This is a genomic window from Arthrobacter sp. ISL-72 (assembly GCF_018613755.1).
Taxonomy (GTDB): Bacteria; Actinomycetota; Actinomycetes; order Actinomycetales; family Micrococcaceae; genus Arthrobacter.
In genome coordinates this window covers 79,188-96,366 of the sequence record NZ_JAGGPP010000015.1, presented here as the reverse complement: position 1 = coordinate 96,366, position 17,179 = coordinate 79,188, and the positions used below count along the sequence as shown (strand labels likewise).

The following is a 17,179-nucleotide window of genomic DNA, read 5'->3' as shown; positions in this document are numbered from 1 at the left end:
TGTCCGCGTATCACTGTTCAGTAACGGGTGGGGGCGGGTGAAGCCTCTGCGGGGTGGTTGGCGGGCGTCCCGCTGCCGGCCGACTAACCTAGGAAGAGCGCAAAAAGCTTTTGCTGTCCCGTCACTGAAGGAGTTCACAACCCGTGGCACCAAGTTCTGAGTACACTGCCCGGCACCTGTCTGTACTGGAGGGCCTCGAGGCCGTCCGCAAGCGCCCGGGCATGTACATCGGTTCCACCGACTCCCGCGGCCTGATGCATTGCCTCTGGGAGATCATCGACAACTCCGTCGACGAGGCCCTGGCCGGTTTCGGCCACGACATCAGTATCATCCTGCACGCCGACAACTCCGTGGAAATACACGACGACGGCCGCGGCATCCCCGTGGACCTCGAACCCAAGACCGGACTGAGCGGCGTCGAGGTGGTCTTCACCAAGCTGCACGCCGGCGGAAAGTTCGGCGGCGGCTCCTACACGGCTTCCGGCGGCCTGCACGGCGTCGGCGCGTCCGTCGTCAACGCACTGTCCTCCAGGCTGGACGTGGAGGTGGACCGCGGCGGTAAGACGTACAAGATGTCGTTCCGCCGGGGCGAGCCCGGGCGATACAAGGACCCCGGGACCAGGTCCGATCCCGCGGCCCCGTTCGAACCGTTCGTCAACGACTCTGTCCTGGACGTCGTGGGCAAGGCCAAGCGCGGCGTCACCGGCACACGGATTCGCTACTGGGCCGACCGGCAGATCTTCACCCCGGACGCCAAATTCTCCTATGACGAACTGGCCGCACGAGCCCGGCAGACCTCCTTCCTGGTTCCAGGCCTGAAGCTCACCGTCCGCGATGAACGCAGGCTTCCCGGCACCCCGGGTGAACCCGGCGTCCATGAGGAAATCTTCCACCACGACGGCGGCATCTCCGAGTTCGTCGACTTCCTCGCCGCCGATCCCGCCGTCACCGACACATGGCGGCTTCACGGTTCGGGCAAGTTCAAGGAAACCGTTCCAGTGCTGGACGAACGGGGACACAGCCAGCTGGCCGAAGTGGAGCGCGACTGTGAAGTGGACGTGGCCCTCCGCTGGGGCATCGGCTACGACAGCACCGTACGCAGCTTCGTCAACATCATCTCCACCCCCAAGGGCGGCACCCACCAGTCCGGCTTTGAACAGGCCTTGGTCAAGACCTTCCGAAAGGCCGTCGAAGCCAATGCCCGCAAGCTCAAGGCCGGCAACGACAAGATTGAAAAGGACGACATCTTCGCCGGACTGACCGCGGTGCTCACGGTCCGCCTGGCCGAGCCGCAGTTCGAGGGCCAGACCAAGGAGATCCTGGGCACATCCGCCGTCCGGGCCATCGTGGCGCGGGTGGTGGAAAAAGAGATCAATGCCAAACTGAACTCCGCCAACCGCAACGACAAGGCGCAGTCCGCGCTGCTCCTGGAAAAAATCGTCAGCGAGATGAAGTCCCGCATTTCTGCGCGCGTCCACAAGGAAACGCAGCGGCGGAAGAACGCGCTTGAGACGTCCTCCATGCCCACCAAGCTGGCTGACTGCCGCACCGATGACGTGGTCCGCTCGGAACTGTTCATCGTGGAAGGTGATTCCGCGCTGGGAACGGCCAAGCTGGCGCGTTCTTCGGACTTCCAGGCGCTGCTGCCGATCCGCGGCAAGATCCTCAATGTCCAGAAGGCCTCCGTGGGGGACATGCTGTCCAATGCCGAGTGCGCCGCGCTCATCCAGGTGGTAGGCGCCGGGTCCGGGCGCAGCTTCGACATCGGTGCGGCACGGTACGGCAAGGTGATCCTGATGACGGACGCGGACGTGGACGGGGCCCACATCCGCACCCTGCTCCTGACGCTGTTTTTCCGCTACATGCGGCCCATGATCGACGAGGGCCGGGTTTTTGCCGCCGTGCCGCCGCTGCACCGCGTGGAGGTGATCAACGCCGGGCAGAAGGCCAACGAGATGATCTACACGTACTCAGAGGCCGAACTCCACGTTCTGCTGGCCCGGCTGGCAAAGGAAGGCAAGCGGTACAAGGAGCCCATCCAGCGTTACAAGGGCCTCGGTGAAATGGACGCCGAACAGCTTGCGGAGACTACTATGGATCCCCGCCACCGGACTCTGCGCAAGGTAGGAATCGACAACGCGAAGCATGCCGAGGAGACGTTTGACCTGCTGATGGGCTCCGACGTCGCGCCGCGCAAGGACTTCATCATCGCCGGTGCTGCGAGCCTGGACCGGGAGCGGATCGACGCCTGACCGGCGGACCCGGTAGACCCGGCGGCCCGGAAGGCCCGGAAGGCCCGGCAGGCCCGATAGACCCCGGCCGGCCCCGGAAGGTACCGTCAGCCCAGAAGGCCGGGAACCAGCAGCAGGGCAGTCGGCACGGCCAGCAACAGCAGGCAGCATGCCATCACGAGGACCCGCAGCGAGGCCGGCAACGGCTCCTGGGGGGACAGCAGCCTGCTGACCCGGGACATGGTGGTGCGGGCAGAACCGGCGCCGCCGGAGGCACCCTGGATGCCGGCGTCGACGATTCCGTCAGTGGCGCTGCCGCCTGCCGCATAAGGCAGGCGGGTCCCGTTGAACTCCTCCGGACTGCCGGGCGCGCCGGCCGGGCCGCTGGCAACGATGGCAATGGCCTTGATCAGCGTCGCTTTGCTTTCCGTCTTGAGGGCGACGTCGTCGGCCAGCATCTCGATCAGTGAGCTCACTGATTCCTGGGCGAGGCGGGTGGTGGGAAGCCATGGGAGGGCCTGCCGCCAGGCGGCGAAGGCCCAGAGCAGGAGATGGTGGCGCTGGCTCAGGTGGGCGTTTTCGTGGATGAGCACCGCCCGCAGTTCCGCCGGTTCCAGGGCGGCCATCAGGCCGTCGCTCAGGACTGTCACCGACCGCGCGCCGCCGGGCAGGCAGTACGCCACGGGGGAATCATGGTTGATGACCACCGTTCCCGGACCGCCGCTCGACGGCGATGCCAGCAGTGCCAGGAGTTCGCGGTGGCGCCGGCGCTGCCGCTCGATCCGGTAATAGGTCAGCAGGAGAGTAAAGACGAGGTGCGCCGTGAGCAAGGCCGCGGCCGACAGCGCGAAAAGATGCCAGAAGCCCAGCGCGGTGGTGGGAGCATTAAAAAGGACCATTCCGGCCAGCCCGCGCAGCCCGGCCAGGAGATTGTCGCCGATGGGTTCGAGTCCGTACACCAGCATGGCGCCAATCATTGACAGGCCGCCGGCGAGGGCGATTGCCTGCCACAGCAGCATGGCAGTGAAGGGTGACCGTGCCGGCCAGTGCGCGCGCGAGAGGAGGATAGGCACCGGCCACGCCAGGACTATCGCCAGGACCGCCAGAAAATATGAGGTCCAGAACATGCGCTGCTAGCTGTGGCCAAGCAGTTTGCGCAGCGTTTCGGCTTCACTTTCCGTAACTGAACCAATGAAGCGGGCGAGTACGGCTTCGCGGTCAGGCGCCGAGCCCAGAACCTCGTGCATGAGTTCGGCGGTGTGGTCCGCCCGGCTCGAAACAGCCTGGTAGCGGTGGGGGCGGGTGCCGCGTTCGCGTTCCACGAGCCCCTTCTTCTCCAGGCGTGAAAGCACCGTCAATACGGTGGTGACAGCAAGGTCCTTGCCCTCGTGGCCGGCGGTGCTGCCCTGTGCCTGGGTGCTCTGCGCCAGCAGGTCCCGCAGCGTGTTGGCGGTGGCCGCTTCCTGGCCTGCCCAGAGCAAGTCCATCACTGCACGTTCCAGTTCACCAAGACTTGCCATTCCATACATCCTTCTTAAGCTCCGATCCGCGGGGCCCGGGGGCCGTCGCGGAACGTAGTTCGAATACCTAGGCTCTCAATTTACCCCTTTTGGCGGTTTCATTCTACGTGAGGTAGAACGCACGGCGCGTCGCGCCCTTGCCTCAGACCCTGCCCGGTGGAACTGTTATTTACACTGCACGCCACAAGTGTTCTACACTTTGTAGAAGTTGAAGTTCTACGTTGCGTAGAAAACTGGGACTGTTGAGAGCCTAGCCAAAAGTAGGGACCGCCTTGGACGCTTTGGAAATCGCACGCTGGCAATTCGGTATCACCACTGTCTACCACTTCATGATGGTGCCCCTCACCATCGGGTTGGGCCTTGTAGTGGCAGTCATCCAGACGGTTTGGTACCGCACCGGCAAGCCGGAGTACCTCCGCATGACCAAGTTCTGGGGAAAGCTGTTCCTGATCAACTTCATCATGGGCGTGGCCACCGGCATCGTGCAGGAGTTCCAGTTCGGCATGGCCTGGAGCGAGTACAGCCGCTTCGTCGGCGATGTCTTCGGGGCGCCGCTTGCCCTTGAAGCACTCCTGGCCTTCTTCGTGGAGTCCACGTTCCTGGGCCTGTGGATCTTCGGCTGGAAGCAGCTCAAACAGGGCGTCCACCTCGCCTGCCTGTGGATTGCCGTGGTGGGCTCAGTGTTCTCGGCCTACTTCATCATCGTGGCCAACAGCTGGATGCAGCACCCCGTGGGCGTGGAAATGATCAACGGGCGGCCGGTCATGACCGACGCCTGGGCCGTCTTCACCAACAACACTGCCCTGGTTGCCGTCCCGCACACGCTCTTCGGCGCCCTGGCGGTGGCCGGAGGGTTCCTGCTGGGCATCGCCTGGTACCACCTGTGGCGCCGCCGCCATGACGGCATCGACACCATCGGCGCCGACGGCAAGGTGATCCCCGGCGAATCCCGCATTCCGGGCCGGGACAAGGCGGACTACCAAATCTGGATCCGCTCGCTCCGGATCGGCGCCGCCGTCGCCATGATTTCCTTCGCCGGTACCGCACTGACCGGTGACCTCCAGGGCAAGCTCATGTTTGACCAGCAGCCCATGAAAATGGCCGCCGCCGAGGCCGCTTGCCACGACGGCACCGGTTTCTCGGTCCTCAGCGTGGGCAACGTCGGTTCCAAGAACTGCGACGACGTCGTGGCAGTCATCGAGGTGCCGGGGATCCTGTCCTTCCTCGCCGAGGGGGACTTCACCACGGAAGTCCGGGGCGTCAACAGCCTGCAGGACCAGTACAAGGCCGACTACGGGACGCACCTGCCGGACAACCCCATCTACGGCGAGCGTGCCGGGCAGGAAATCGAATACGTTCCGGTGATGGAGGTGACCTACTGGGGCTTCCGGATGATGATCGGCTTCGGCGGACTGGCCGCCTTCGCCGCGCTGGTGGCCCTGTGGCTGACCCGCAAGGGCACCGTGCCGGCCTCCCGGGGCCTGATGCGGATCGCCGTCCTGGGGATCCTGGCTCCCTTCGGCGCCAACGCCACCGGCTGGATCTTCACCGAAATGGGCCGCCAGCCCTTCGTCGTGGCACCCAATCCCGACCCCAGCGGCATCGACCAGGTGTTCATGTTCACGGCCGCGGCGGTCTCACCCGGGGTCTCCGCGGGCGAACTCCTCACCTCCCTGGTGGTCCTGACGTCCGTGTATGCCGTGCTGCTGGTGGTGGAGGTGAAGCTGCTGGTGAAGTACATCCGCGGCGGCGTTGTTTCCGCCATGCCGGAACTGGCCCACGTCCCCGTGGACGAAAACGAAGACGCCACACCCGGCCCCGGTACCGGCAAACCCGGTGGTTCCGACGACGTCCTGGCATTCGCCTACTAAGAGCAGAGGAAATTCGGAATGGAACTGCTGCCCACCATCTGGTTCATCGCCATCGCGGTGTTGTGGACGGGATACCTCTTCCTCGAAGGCTTCGACCTCGGCGTCGGCATGCTGATGAAGCTCTTCGCCCGCAACAACACCGAACGCCGCGTCCTGCTGAACACCATCGGGCCTGTCTGGGACGGCAACGAAGTCTGGCTGCTGACCGCCGGCGGAGCCACCTTCGCTGCGTTCCCGCTGTGGTATGCCTCCCTGTTCTCCGCCCTGTACCTTCCCCTGCTGCTGGTCCTCGTGGCGCTCATCTTCCGGGCCGTGGCGTTCGAATACCGCGGCAAGGTGGACACGGACCGCTGGCGCGCGGTGTGGGACTGGGCCATCGCCGCGGGGTCCTTCGTGGCTGCCTTCGGCGTTGGCGCAGCTTTGGCCCTGACCACCACCGGGCTTCCCCTCAACGCCAACGGCGACCGCGAGGGCGGACCCTTCGCCTGGTTCAGCGGTTATGCCGTCCTGGGCGGACTGGCCGTTGTGTGCTTCTCGCTGGTGCATGCCCTGGCGTTCCTGGCACTGAAAACCGACGGCGATGTCCGGCACCGCGCGCGCCGCTGGTTTGTCCGGCTCCTGCCGGTGCTCCTGCTCCCGATCGCCGGGTGGGCCGTCAGCGTCCAGCTGCTGAGCGGCGAGGCGTGGACCATCGCCGCGGTCGCCGCCGCCGTCGTGGCTGCGGCGCTGGCCTGGCGCTTCGGCCGCAGCGGCCTGGAGGGGAAGGCGTTCCTGTCACTCGGGGCCTTCCTGCTCCTTGGCAGCGTCTCGATTTTCGGCGCAGCCTTCCCGGTGGTGCTGCCCTCCACGATCAGTCCGGACTTCAACCTGACCATTTCCAATGCGTCATCGTCCGACTACACCCTGGGCCTCATGAGCATCGTGGCCAGCGTGGGCCTGCCGCTGGTGCTGGCCTACCAGGCCTGGACATACTGGGTGTTCCGCCGCCGCGTCAGTGCCGCCCATATTCCGGAAGCCCACAGCTTCCTGCCTGCCATCGCCGCCAAGGCACTGGCACCCAAGGACTAGGACCACATGAGACCGCAGTTCCCGGCCGGCCCCGCGAACCGGCTCGCGCTTTATTGGCTGGGCTTCCTCGCGGCCCTCAAGGCCTTGTCGCTGGTGCTTATGGCACAGGCAGTGGCCTCTGTCCTGGCCGGACTGGTCGCACAGAGCCCGGCCTCGGCGGACCAGCTCGGCTGGGGACTCGCCGGCGTGGTGCTCCGTTCCTTGACCGTGTGGGCCCAGGGCGTGGCCTCGCGCCGGGCCGCGCTCGGGGTCAAGGAGGAACTGCGTGCGGCGCTGCTGGAACGCGCACTGCGGAACGGCACCCGTGCTGCAGGCCCCTCCGACGGCGGCCTGGCCATCTTGGCGACAAGGGGCCTGGACGCCTTGGACAGCTACTACACCCAGTTCCTGCCTGCCCTGGTGAACTGTGCGGCCGTCCCGCTCCTGCTCGGGGCCCGGATCCTGTTCGCGGACTGGGTCAGTGCGGTTGTGGTCGTGCTGACCGTGCCGCTGGTGCCGGTCTTTATGGTGCTGATCGGCCGCTACACCGAAGACCGGGTCCGGGCCGCGCAGTCGGCATTGGCCCGGCTGTCCGGCCACATGCTGGAACTGGCCAAGGGCTTGCCCGTTCTCGTGGGGCTGGGCCGGGCCACCGCACAGCGCAAGGCTCTTGAGGACATCTCGGAGCAGTACCGGTCCCGGACCATGGACACCCTCCGGACGGCGTTCCTCTCCGCCCTCGCCCTGGAACTCATCGCCACGATCTCAGTCGCCGTCGTCGCTGTCTTCATCGGCGTGCGCCTGGTGCACGGGGACATGGCACTGGAAGCCGGACTGCTTGCGCTGATCCTTGCACCGGACTGCTACCTGCCGCTGCGCGAACTTGGCACCGCCCACCATGCCAGCGACGACGGGCGTGCCGCACTCGCCGAGGTCACCGCGGTCATGGACGCGCCGGAGGCCGCTCCGTTGAAGCCGCATGGCCGCGTGCAGCCGGAGGACAGGGTGCAGCAGAAGGCGTCCGACGTCGGGGCGGTCCTTCCCGCGGTACATGTCCGCGGCCTGACGGTGGCGTACGGCGGGAGGCGGGAACCCGCCGTCGGGCCGCTCAGCTTTGACGCGCCCGCCGGGCGGATCACCGCGCTCGACGGCGCCAGCGGGTCAGGCAAGAGCACTGTCCTCGGCGTCCTGGCGGGAATCACGGGCACCGGCGGCAGCACCGTCGCCAGCGGCCGCATCGGCGGATTCGCGCCGTCGGACGTCGCGTGGGTGCCGCAGCATCCGGTGATGCTGGCGGACACCGCCCTGGCCGAAGTGCAGCTGTATCTGGGGGAGTCCTCTGCCGCGTCAGCCGCGCAGCGTTGCCTGGAAGCCGCCGGAGCCGGACACGTGGCCGGCAAACACCCGGCCGAGCTGAGCCCGGGGGAGCTGCGCAGGGTTGCCCTGGCGCGGGGCCTGGCCCGGATTGAGGCCGGGGCCACGCTGCTTCTGCTGGATGAACCGACTGCCCATCTGGACCGCGAATCCGCGAACGTGGTCAACGATTCCATCCGCGGGCTCCGGGGCCGGGCCACCGTGCTGCTGGTGGCCCACGACCGGCTGACCCGGGAACTCGCGGACCATGTGGTGGCGGTGGGTGCAGCCAAGGATGCCTCACCCGCAGCTGTGCGGCCGGACGCCGGCATGACCGCCGGCCCCGCCGGGGCTGCACACGCTGGCGCCGAGCGGTCCGTCGACGGTCCCGTTCCCGCGCGGACTGCAGCTGCCGCCCCGGCGGCGGACGGCGGCGTCGTACCACCGGCGGGAGGAAACACACCGGCCCGGATCTTCCGGCTCCTGCGGCCCCAGTCCCTCAAGTTCACCGCAGCCGGAGCGGTGGGAGTCCTCGCAGCCCTGTTTGCCGTGGCCCTGGCAGGACTGTCCGGCTGGCTGATCATCAGGGCCAGCGAGCAGCCCCCCATCCTCTACCTGCTCACGGCAATCGTCGGGGTGCGGTTCTTCGGCATCGGCCGCGCGGTGCTCAGATACACCGAACGGCTCCTGCTGCACGACGCCGTTTTCGCCTCCCTCACGCGACTGCGCGGCCGGCTGTGGGATTCGCTGAGCCGCCGCGCGCTGTCCGTGCGAAGGCTTCTCCAAGGCGGCAACGTTCTCGGCACAGTCATTGACGACGTGGACACGGTCAGGGACCTGCTTCCCCGGGTGGTGCTGCCCCCGGTCACCGCGGCGGCGGTGGGAATGTGCGCCGTGGCGGCCACCAGCCTGCTCCTGCCCCGGGCACTGCCCGCGGTCATCGCAGCGGCGCTGATGTCCCTGGTGGCCGCACCCGCGGCAGCCCTGCTTGCGGACCGGAGGTCGGCCCAGGCCGAGCAACGCTTACGTTCCGGGGTGTTGCGACAGGTTGCCGCGGCACTGGATGCACGCGCCGAACTGTACGCCAACGGTGTTGCGGCGCCGGTGCTGTCCACCATCGCCGACGCCGACAAGAAGGCGACGGCAGCCTCCCAGCGGTCTGCGTGGGCGGAAGGGCTGGGCCAGGCCCTGACGGTCCTCGGCTGCGGTGCCGCCGCGCTCGCCAGTGCGGTGCTGGCCGCACCGCAGGTGCTGGGCGGATCCGTCGAACCGGCCACGGCCGCCGTCGTGGTCCTCCTGCAGCTGGCGCTAGTGGAGCCTTACGCGGCCATGACGACGGCGGTCCGGCAGTACCCGGCGCTCCGGCAGGTCCTGGACCGGATCAGCGCGGCCGGGGTCCTGGATGCTTCCGACGCCCCGGACCTCGCTGAGGACGCCCCGGCGCAGGACTCCAGGCGGCCGACGGGCGGGAGCGGCGGCCTGGAGCCGGTGGCGCAGCGCCCCGGCGCCCGCCCCGGCATCGAGCTTGAGGCCTTGTCCGCCGCCTGGCCCGCCGGACCGGAAGTGTTCACGGGGGTTTCCGCCACCGCGGAACCCGGCGGCTGGCTTGCCGTGACAGGAGCCTCGGGGTCCGGCAAGTCCACCCTGCTGGCCGTGATGCTCGGATTCCTGCAGCCCCGCTCCGGACACATCGCGGTCAGCGGGCGCGCAGCGTGGTGTCCCCAGGAAGCACACTTGTTCGATTCCACCATCCGCGGCAACCTGATGCTCGGCCGGCCGGAGGGCAAAGCGGGCGACGTCGAGCAGGAAATCACTGCTGCCCTGGCCGCCGTCGGGCTGGAGCCCCTGCTGGGGAGGCTGGAAGAAGGCGCCGACACCCGGATCGGACCCGGGGGTGCCTTCCTGAGCGGCGGAGAGCGGCAGCGGCTTGCAGTCGCCAGGACGCTGATGACCGGTGCGGACGTGATCCTGCTGGACGAACCCACCGCGCACCTCGACGCTGAGGCAGGCAGGGCAATGCTGGCCGACCTGCGCAGGGGCCTCACCGGACGGACCGTGGTGCTGGTGACCCACAACCCGGACGACATTGACGCGGCCGACGCCAGGCTGGACCTCGACGCGGGATCGGCTGCCGGCGTTGGTCCCGGCTTCAGCGGCGTGCCGGCAGCCGGAGGCGGGCACGTTCTGGCGCGGGGCGGTGCCGGCAGCTAGCCTGTTGCCATGCTGAACGACGCCCCCTTGGTGCCCGGAGCCTGGCAAAAGTCCCTCGCTGACGCAGGCCTTGCCTGGCGCCCTGCAGCGGAGGCTGACCTTGAAGCGTGGGCTGCCCTGATTGCCCGGACGGCCGAGGTGGAGAAACCGGTGTGGTTTGAGCGCGCTGCCGACCTTGAACAGATCCTGCAGTCGAAGAAGAACCACCCGGCCGCCAACACCGTCCTGGTGCTGGACGGCCGCTCCGTTCTGCGCGCCTATGCCCGCATCACGAAAAACAAGGAGGGCGACAAGGCGTACGGCTTCGGCTGCGTCGACCCCGCCTGGCAGCGGCGGGGGATCGGGAGCGCGCTCCTGGAATGGCTCGGCGAGCGGACCATCCAGCGCTTCGCCGAGGACAGCGAACGCGAGGACAGCGGACGCGAGGACAGCGGACGCGAGGACAGCGGGCGCGAGGATGGCGGCCCCGCGGGGGAGTACACCGTGCCGCGGCTGCGGATCCAGATGGAGCAGCAGCACGAGCACCAGCAGCGGCTGCTCCAAAAGGCCGGCTTCCACGTGGTGCGCTATTTCAACGAGATGCACCGGCACCTGGCCGGCGGACCGCTCCCCGAAGTGCGGCTTGACGATGGGCTGGAGCTGGTGACCATGCGCCCGGAGCTCAGTGAAGACGTCCGCCTGGCCCACAACGCTGCCTTCCGGGACCACTGGGGAAGCGAGCCCCGTGACGAGGAGTCCTGGGGGTTCACCGTCAACGACCCTCAGGCCCGGCCGGACCTGAGCACGGTTGTCCTGGACCGCAGCTCCGGAGCCGTGGCGGGTTACCAGCTGGCCAGCCACGACCCGGACGGCGCGGTGTCACGGGGTTTCAGCGAAGGCTACACGGACCTGCTCGGAGTGCGCCGCGAGTATCGCGGCCGGGGCATCGCCCAGGCGCTCCTGGCTGACGCGATGCGGCGCTTCGCCGCAGCCGGGATGGACCGGGCCTCGCTGGATGTCGACTCCGAGAACCCCACGGGAGCGCTCGCACTCTACGAGAAGATGGGCTACGCCGCGGTCAACAGGAGCCTCGCGTGGGACAGGGAGGTTCCCCGGCTCGGCTGAACCAGCCCGCCGACCTTCGTCAGCGGCGCATCCTAGCCGTCGACGTCGTGCAGGTGGTGGACGACGTCGTGCAGGAAATACTGCGCGAGGGTCAGCACTGTGAACTCCGCACCGTTGCTCCGGAAGCCCTTGCGGCCCCACTCATCCTCGTGCACGGAGGCAAAGGACTCCGCGACCTGTTCGCCTTCGGCCGTCAGCTCCGCGCTGACCACCGCCGGGTCGGCGTTGGCGTAGTCCTTCTCCACCGCCGTCTTGTCCCCGTCCCAGTTCTCGAACCGGGCATTGTCCTCATTGAGCATCAGGTTCAGCCGCTGGTCGAAGATGCTGAAGACGTCCCGGACGTGCGATGCATACTCCAGCACCGACCAGGTGGAGTCGTCCGGGCGTTCCGCAACGTGCGGGCGCCGCAGCGCTGCGCGCCAGCGGGGGAGCATGTTGGAGACGCTTCCGGGAACTGTCGCCGGAGTGACCGTTGAGGCGTCGAAGCCGCATTCGGGACAGGGCCGGGTCAGCACCCAGGTCCAGTCCTTTTCGTCCGGGATGATAGGCATGCCAGTAGTCTAGGCCCACGTCATGCTCGGACCGATGACATCCACGGCCTGCGACAGCGGGATGCCGGAGCCGTCCCGGCGGCCATGCTCCTGCGGCAGCGACCGCGCCACGCCGCCGAGCGACGACGCCTTGGCCGGACCGTGCCCCGCCCACGCGACGAGGAGGGTATCTTCGCCCTTGAGGAACCTGTGGGCGCGCACTCCCGCGGTGGCCCGGCCCTTGGCGGGGTACTCGGCGAACGCCGTCACTTTTCCCGCACCCGGAGCCGTGCCCGGAAGGGCGCCTTCGGTGCCTGACACCGTCACCACGACGGCGGCATCGTCGCCGGGTGCCACGGTGCCGAAGAACAGCACCTGATCCCCGTCGGCCAACTTGATGCCGACCATGCCGCCCGCCGTCCTGCCCTGTGGCCGGACAGTCGCCGCGTTGAAGCGCAGCAGCTGTGCCTGCCGGGTCACAAACACGAGGTCGACGTCGTCGGCGCCCGCCGGTTCGACGCCCACCACGGTGTCCTTGTCCTTCAGGGCAATGACTTCCCAGTCCTCGCGGTTGAGCGGGTAGTCGGGCTGTACGCGCTTGACGACGCCCTGGGCAGTGCCGATGGCCAGCACCGTGTCCAGCGGCGCGAAGGCAACGAGTGATTCGCCCTTCAGCAGGGTGATGAAGTCCTTGGCCGGTACGCCGCCGGTGAGGTTGGGAAGCCCCGACATCGGCGGCAGCATGGGCATGTCCATGACCTGCAGGCGCAGCATCCGGCCCAGCGAGGTCACGGCAGCGATCTCTCCGCGGGCGGAGGTTTTCACCACGGACCGGAAGACGTCGTGCTTGGACCGCGGTCCCGACTCGGCCAGGGAATCCTGGTTGGCGGTCCGGGCGATCTGCCCGCTGGCGGTAAGGATGGCCCAGCAGGGGTCATCGGCGATCTCCAGTGCCAGCGGCGCCGCCTTGCCCTTGCCGTTGGGTGTTGCTGCCAGCGCAGCGACGGTGGGGGAGACCGCCTCGGATTCAAGAAGCACGGTGCGGCGGGGGGTGCCGTACTTTTCGGCGATCTCCGCCAGTTCGTCGGAGACCAGTTCGCGCAGGAGCTGGTCCGACCCCAGGATGGCTTCCAGCGCGGCAATCTCACGCTTCAGCTCCTCCTGCTCCTTTTCGAGCTCGATCCGCGAGTACTTGGTCAGCTGCCGGAGCCGGAGTTCCAGGATGTAGTTCGCCTGGATTTCGGTGAGGTCGTAGATGGACATCAGGCGTTCGCGGGCCGCCGCGACCTCGTCCGAGGACCGGATGATCTGGATGACCTCGTCGATGTCCACGATGGCGATCAGGAGGCCCTCCACCAGGTGGAGGCGGTCCTTCTTCTTCGCCAGGCGGAACGCCGTCCGCCGGCGCACCACGTTGATGCGGTGGTCAACATACACCGAAAGGAGCTGCACCAGGCCGAGCGTCTGCGGCTGCCCGTCCACCAGCGTGACGTTGTTGATGCCGAAGGAATCTTCCATGGGCGAGAAACGGTAGAGCTGCTGGAGCACGGCGTTCGGGTTGAAGCCGTTCTTCAGCTCGATCACCAGGCGCAGGCCGTGCTTGCGGTCGGTGAGGTCCACAATGTCGCTGATGCCGGTCAGTTTCTTGCCGTTGACGGCGTCCTTGATCTTTTCGATCACCTTTTCCGGGCCCACCATGTACGGCAGTTCGGTGACCACCAGGCCGGTGCGCCGGGCAGACAGCTGCTCCACCTCCACCTTGGCCCGGGTCTTGAACGAGCCGCGGCCGGTGGCGTACGCGTCCCGGATGCCGTCCAGGCCCACGATCCGGCCGCCGGTGGGCAGGTCCGGTCCGGGAACGAACCGCATGAGGTCCTCGAGGGTGGCCTCCGGGTTCGCGATCAGGTGCCGGGCGGCGGAAATGACCTCCACCAGGTTGTGCGGGGCCATGTTGGTGGCCATGCCGACGGCGATGCCGGTGGCACCGTTGACCAGCAGGTTGGGGAACGCGGCAGGGAGCACGTCCGGCTGGGTCAGCTGGTTGTCATAGTTGGGGACGAAATCCACCACGTTTTCGTCGAGGTGGTCCGTCAGCGTCAGGGCCGCCGCGGCGAGGCGGGCCTCGGTGTAGCGAGGGGCCGCCGGGCCGTCGTCGAGCGAGCCGAAGTTGCCGTGGCCGTCGATCAGCGGCAGCCGCAAGGAAAAGTCCTGTGCCATGCGGACCATGGCGTCGTAGATGGCGGTATCGCCGTGCGGGTGCAGCTTGCCCATGACCTCGCCCACCACACGGGCGCTTTTCACGTGGCCGCGGTCCGGGCGGAGGCCCATCTCACTCATCATGTAGAGGATGCGCCGCTGCACCGGCTTCAGGCCGTCGCGGGCGTCGGGGAGGGCCCGTGAATAGATGACCGAATAGGCGTACTCGAGGAACGAGCCTTCCATTTCCGACGTGACGTCGATATCAACAATGTTCTCGGTGTAGTCCTGGACGGCGTCCCCTGCCGGGGCGGTACTTTGGCGGCGGGCCATGAGGCTGGTGGATCCTTAACGGTTTACTGGGGGAGTTTTAGCTAGGCTAAGCCTATGGTGGATCAGCCCGGGGACGGCATATATCCGGAATATTGGGAAGCCGATGTCGTTCTGCGCGATGGCGGGACAGCTCATTTGCGTCCCATTCATCCCGCGGACGCCGATGCCGTGCAGGCCTTCCACTCCGGCCAGTCGCAGAACTCCATCTACATGCGGTTCTTCGCCTTCAAGGCGCGGCTCTCCAGCAAGGAGCTGAAGCGCTTCACGGAAGTGGACTACAAGGACCGGGTGGCGCTGGTGATCACCATTGGCGGTGAAATCCTGGGCATCGGCCGCTACGACCGGCTCGCCGATCCCGAAGAAGCCGAGGTTGCCTTCAATATAGCCGACGCCCACCAAGGCCGCGGCATCGGGTCCATCCTGCTGGAGCACCTGGCCGCCGCTGCCCGCGAAAACGGCATCCGCAAATTCAGCGCCGAAGTGCTGCCGGAGAACCGCAAGATGCTGATGGTTTTCTCCGACGCCGGCTACGACGTGAAGAGGCATTTTGACGACGGCGTGGTGAGCCTGGAGTTCAACATCGACCCCACCGAAAAATCCCGGGCCGTCATGGAGGCGCGTGAGCATCGGGCGGAGGCGCGCAGCATCCAGGAGCTGCTGGCGCCGTCGTCGGTTGCCGTGGTCGGTGCCAGCCGCAAATGGGGAACCATCGGCTACCAGCTGCTGGAACACATCATTGAAGGCGGCTTCACCGGGCCGGTCTACGCGATCAACCCCGAGGCCCTCGAACTCGCGGGCATGCTGTCCTTTGCCAGGCTCGCCGAAGTTCCGGACCCGGTCCGGCTGGCCATCATCGCGGTGCCCTACGAGGAAGTGTCCAAGGTCGTGGCGGAATGCGCGGCCGCCGGAGTGAAGGGCGTGGTGGTGGCCACAGCCGGCTACGCGGACGACGGCGAACGGGGCCTGGCGCGGCAGCGGGAGCTGGTCCGCCAGGCCAGGTCCAACGGCATGCGCGTGATCGGCCCGGCATCCCTGGGCATCGTCAATACCAACCCGTCGGTGTCCCTGAACGCATCCATGGCGCCGAGCCTGCCGCCCGGGGGCGGACTGGGTCTGTTCAGCCAGTCCGCTGCCATCGGAGTGGCCTTGTACGCCGCCTCCAGCCGGCGCCGCCTGGGGATCTCCACCTTCCTCTCCGCCGGCAACCGCGCGGATGTCTCCGGCAACGACATGATGCAGTTCTGGGAAGACGACGCCGACACCGCAGCGGTGGGGCTCTACCTCGAATCCATCGGCAACCCGCGCAAGTTTTCCCGCCTGGCGCGGCGCCTTGCCCGCACCAAACCCGTCATTGTCGCAAAGTCGGACAGCATGGGCCTCCAGCTTCCGCCGGGACATTCGGTCCGGACCACGCAGGCGCCCGCCGGGGCGCTGGACGCGATGATGCGCCAGTCCGGGGTGATCCGGGTCGAAACCATAGAACAGCTCATGGATGTGGCACAGATCGTCGCCGGCCAGCCGCTGCCGGCCGGGGCGGACATAGCAGTGTTCAGCAACTCCCGGGCGCTCGGCAAGGTGGTGGCCGACAGCGCAGCCGCGAATGGCCTCGGCGTTGACCGGATCGTCACCGATGTGGATCTCGACGCCGGCATGTCGCTGGCGCTTCCGGCCCTCCGCGAAAGCCTGGCCGGGACGCTCGCCTCGGACTCCGTGCACGCCGTCGTTGTGGCGCTGCTGCCGGCGCGGGGCCTCACCGTTGAGAAGATCGCCGGCGTGCTGGCGGAGTGCTCCGCGGCGGCCGGAAAGCCCGTGGTTGCCGCCTTCACCGGGATCCTGGATCCGTCCATCTATGTCGAGGGCATGGTGGGAGCAGAGCCCGCCCGCGGTTCAGTAGCCTGCTACTCCAACCCGGGCGCCGCCGTCGCAGCGCTCGCAGCCGTTGTGCGGTACGCCGAGTGGGTGGACCGTGACAAGGGCCTGTTCGTGGAGCCCGCCGGCTGCGACCCGGAGAGTGTCAGGGCCGAGCTGGAGGAACTGCTCCACGACGCACCCGGCGAGCAACTGGTGCAGCTCGCCCCGGCGAAGGCCGCAACCTTGCTGGCCCACTACGGCATCAACGTGGTGCCCTCCGAAGGCTTCGACACCCCTGAACAGGCCGTGGCGGCGGCCGAGCGGCTGGGCTGGCCGGTGGTGCTCAAGACCACCGACCCCGCCCTGCGCCACCGGCTGGACCTGGGCGGGGTGCGGCTGGATATTCCGGACGCCGATTCACTGCGCCGGAACATCATCCAGATGCACCGGGCCCTGGCGCCCTACGGATCGCCGTCCATGGAAGTACAGACCATGGCGCCGGTGGGACAGGCGTGCACGTTCCGGGCCATCGAAGATCCGCTGCTGGGTCCGGTGGTGTCCTTCGGGCTGGCCGGCGACGCCGTGAACCTGCTGGAGGACTGGTCACACCGGGTACCCCCGCTGTCCGACGCCGACGTCCACGATTTCATCCGCGCACCCCGGGCAGCCCGGAAGCTGTTCGGCTACCAGGGGCTGCCGGCGGTGGACGTGGCGGCGCTGGAGGACATCGCCGCGCGGCTGACCAGGCTCAAGGACAACCACCCTGAAATTGCGCTGATTGAGTTCAACCCCGTGCTGGCCGGTCCCCGGGGCGCATCGATCCTGGCCGCCGACGTCAGGATCGCGAACGCTGCCCGGCGGACCGACAGTGCCCGCCGCGCGATGCGGAGCTAGCGCCGCTTCATTCGGGGCGCCGCCGGGCACACAGTTAG

The 17,179-nt window shown here is 67.7% G+C and carries 10 protein-coding genes; 6 read left to right on the top strand and 4 right to left on the bottom strand.

What is annotated here, in order from left to right; genetic code table 11:
- Positions 1-143: 143 nt before the first annotated feature.
- Positions 144-2,252 (top strand): type IIA DNA topoisomerase subunit B, encoded by a 2,109-nt coding sequence (locus J7I92_RS14830; RefSeq protein ID WP_214841661.1) that lies wholly within the window; start codon positions 144-146, stop codon positions 2,250-2,252.
- 86 nt (positions 2,253-2,338) lie between these two features.
- On the opposite strand, the gene J7I92_RS14825 is transcribed toward J7I92_RS14830, so the two are convergent.
- Both J7I92_RS14825 and J7I92_RS14820 read right to left on the bottom strand, forming a co-directional pair.
- Positions 2,339-3,358: a M56 family metallopeptidase gene (locus J7I92_RS14825; RefSeq protein ID WP_214841659.1), complete on the bottom strand. Its 1,020-nt coding sequence runs from the start codon at positions 3,356-3,358 to the stop codon at positions 2,339-2,341.
- 6 nt (positions 3,359-3,364) lie between these two features.
- The gene (locus tag J7I92_RS14820) at positions 3,365-3,751 is read right to left on the bottom strand and encodes a BlaI/MecI/CopY family transcriptional regulator (RefSeq protein ID WP_214841657.1); all 387 of its coding nucleotides are present in this window, start codon (positions 3,749-3,751) and stop codon (positions 3,365-3,367) included.
- 272 nt (positions 3,752-4,023) lie between these two features.
- Here J7I92_RS14820 and J7I92_RS14815 point away from each other — a divergent pair, with 272 nt between their 5' ends.
- Genes J7I92_RS14815 through J7I92_RS14800 form a run of 4 tightly spaced genes read left to right on the top strand, consistent with a single transcriptional unit; the run spans position 4,024 to position 11,337 of the window.
- The gene (locus J7I92_RS14815; RefSeq protein WP_214841655.1) at positions 4,024-5,622 is read left to right on the top strand and encodes a cytochrome ubiquinol oxidase subunit I; all 1,599 of its coding nucleotides are present in this window, start codon (positions 4,024-4,026) and stop codon (positions 5,620-5,622) included.
- A gap of 18 nt (positions 5,623-5,640) precedes the next feature.
- Positions 5,641-6,690 carry a cytochrome d ubiquinol oxidase subunit II gene (gene cydB, locus J7I92_RS14810; protein ID WP_214841653.1) on the top strand — a complete coding sequence of 350 codons (1,050 nt, stop codon included), beginning with the start codon at positions 5,641-5,643 and terminating at the stop codon, positions 6,688-6,690.
- Between the two features lie 6 nt (positions 6,691-6,696).
- A complete protein-coding gene (gene cydD / locus J7I92_RS14805; protein ID WP_214841651.1) occupies positions 6,697-10,233 on the top strand; it encodes a thiol reductant ABC exporter subunit CydD in 3,537 nt (1,178 codons plus the stop codon).
- Positions 10,234-10,242: 9 nt separating this feature from the next.
- Positions 10,243-11,337 (top strand): GNAT family N-acetyltransferase, encoded by a 1,095-nt coding sequence (locus tag J7I92_RS14800; protein WP_214841649.1) that lies wholly within the window; start codon positions 10,243-10,245, stop codon positions 11,335-11,337.
- Positions 11,338-11,369: 32 nt separating this feature from the next.
- On the opposite strand, the gene J7I92_RS14795 is transcribed toward J7I92_RS14800, so the two are convergent.
- Both J7I92_RS14795 and J7I92_RS14790 read right to left on the bottom strand, forming a co-directional pair.
- Positions 11,370-11,888: a DinB family protein gene (locus J7I92_RS14795; protein ID WP_214841647.1), complete on the bottom strand. Its 519-nt coding sequence runs from the start codon at positions 11,886-11,888 to the stop codon at positions 11,370-11,372.
- 9 nt (positions 11,889-11,897) lie between these two features.
- A complete protein-coding gene (locus J7I92_RS14790) occupies positions 11,898-14,396 on the bottom strand; it encodes a DNA topoisomerase (ATP-hydrolyzing) subunit A (RefSeq protein ID WP_214841645.1) in 2,499 nt (832 codons plus the stop codon).
- A 54-nt stretch (positions 14,397-14,450) separates the two neighbouring features.
- Between J7I92_RS14790 and J7I92_RS14785 the strand changes: the two genes are divergently transcribed.
- Positions 14,451-17,141, top strand: coding sequence for a GNAT family N-acetyltransferase (locus tag J7I92_RS14785; RefSeq protein ID WP_214841643.1), 2,691 nt, complete (start codon positions 14,451-14,453; stop codon positions 17,139-17,141).
- The last annotated feature ends 38 nt before the right edge of the window (positions 17,142-17,179 follow it).

Coding starts and splice junctions, on each gene's coding strand:
- J7I92_RS14825 (WP_214841659.1), bottom strand. CDS start 3,358: ATGTTCTGGACCTCATATTTTCTGGCGGTCCTGGCGATAGTCCTGGCG.
- J7I92_RS14820 (WP_214841657.1), bottom strand. CDS start 3,751: ATGGCAAGTCTTGGTGAACTGGAACGTGCAGTGATGGACTTGCTCTGG.
- cydB (WP_214841653.1), top strand. CDS start 5,641: ATGGAACTGCTGCCCACCATCTGGTTCATCGCCATCGCGGTGTTGTGG.
- cydD (WP_214841651.1), top strand. CDS start 6,697: ATGAGACCGCAGTTCCCGGCCGGCCCCGCGAACCGGCTCGCGCTTTAT.
- J7I92_RS14800 (WP_214841649.1), top strand. CDS start 10,243: ATGCTGAACGACGCCCCCTTGGTGCCCGGAGCCTGGCAAAAGTCCCTC.
- J7I92_RS14795 (WP_214841647.1), bottom strand. CDS start 11,888: ATGCCTATCATCCCGGACGAAAAGGACTGGACCTGGGTGCTGACCCGG.
- J7I92_RS14790 (WP_214841645.1), bottom strand. CDS start 14,396: ATGGCCCGCCGCCAAAGTACCGCCCCGGCAGGGGACGCCGTCCAGGAC.
- J7I92_RS14785 (WP_214841643.1), top strand. CDS start 14,451: ATGGTGGATCAGCCCGGGGACGGCATATATCCGGAATATTGGGAAGCC.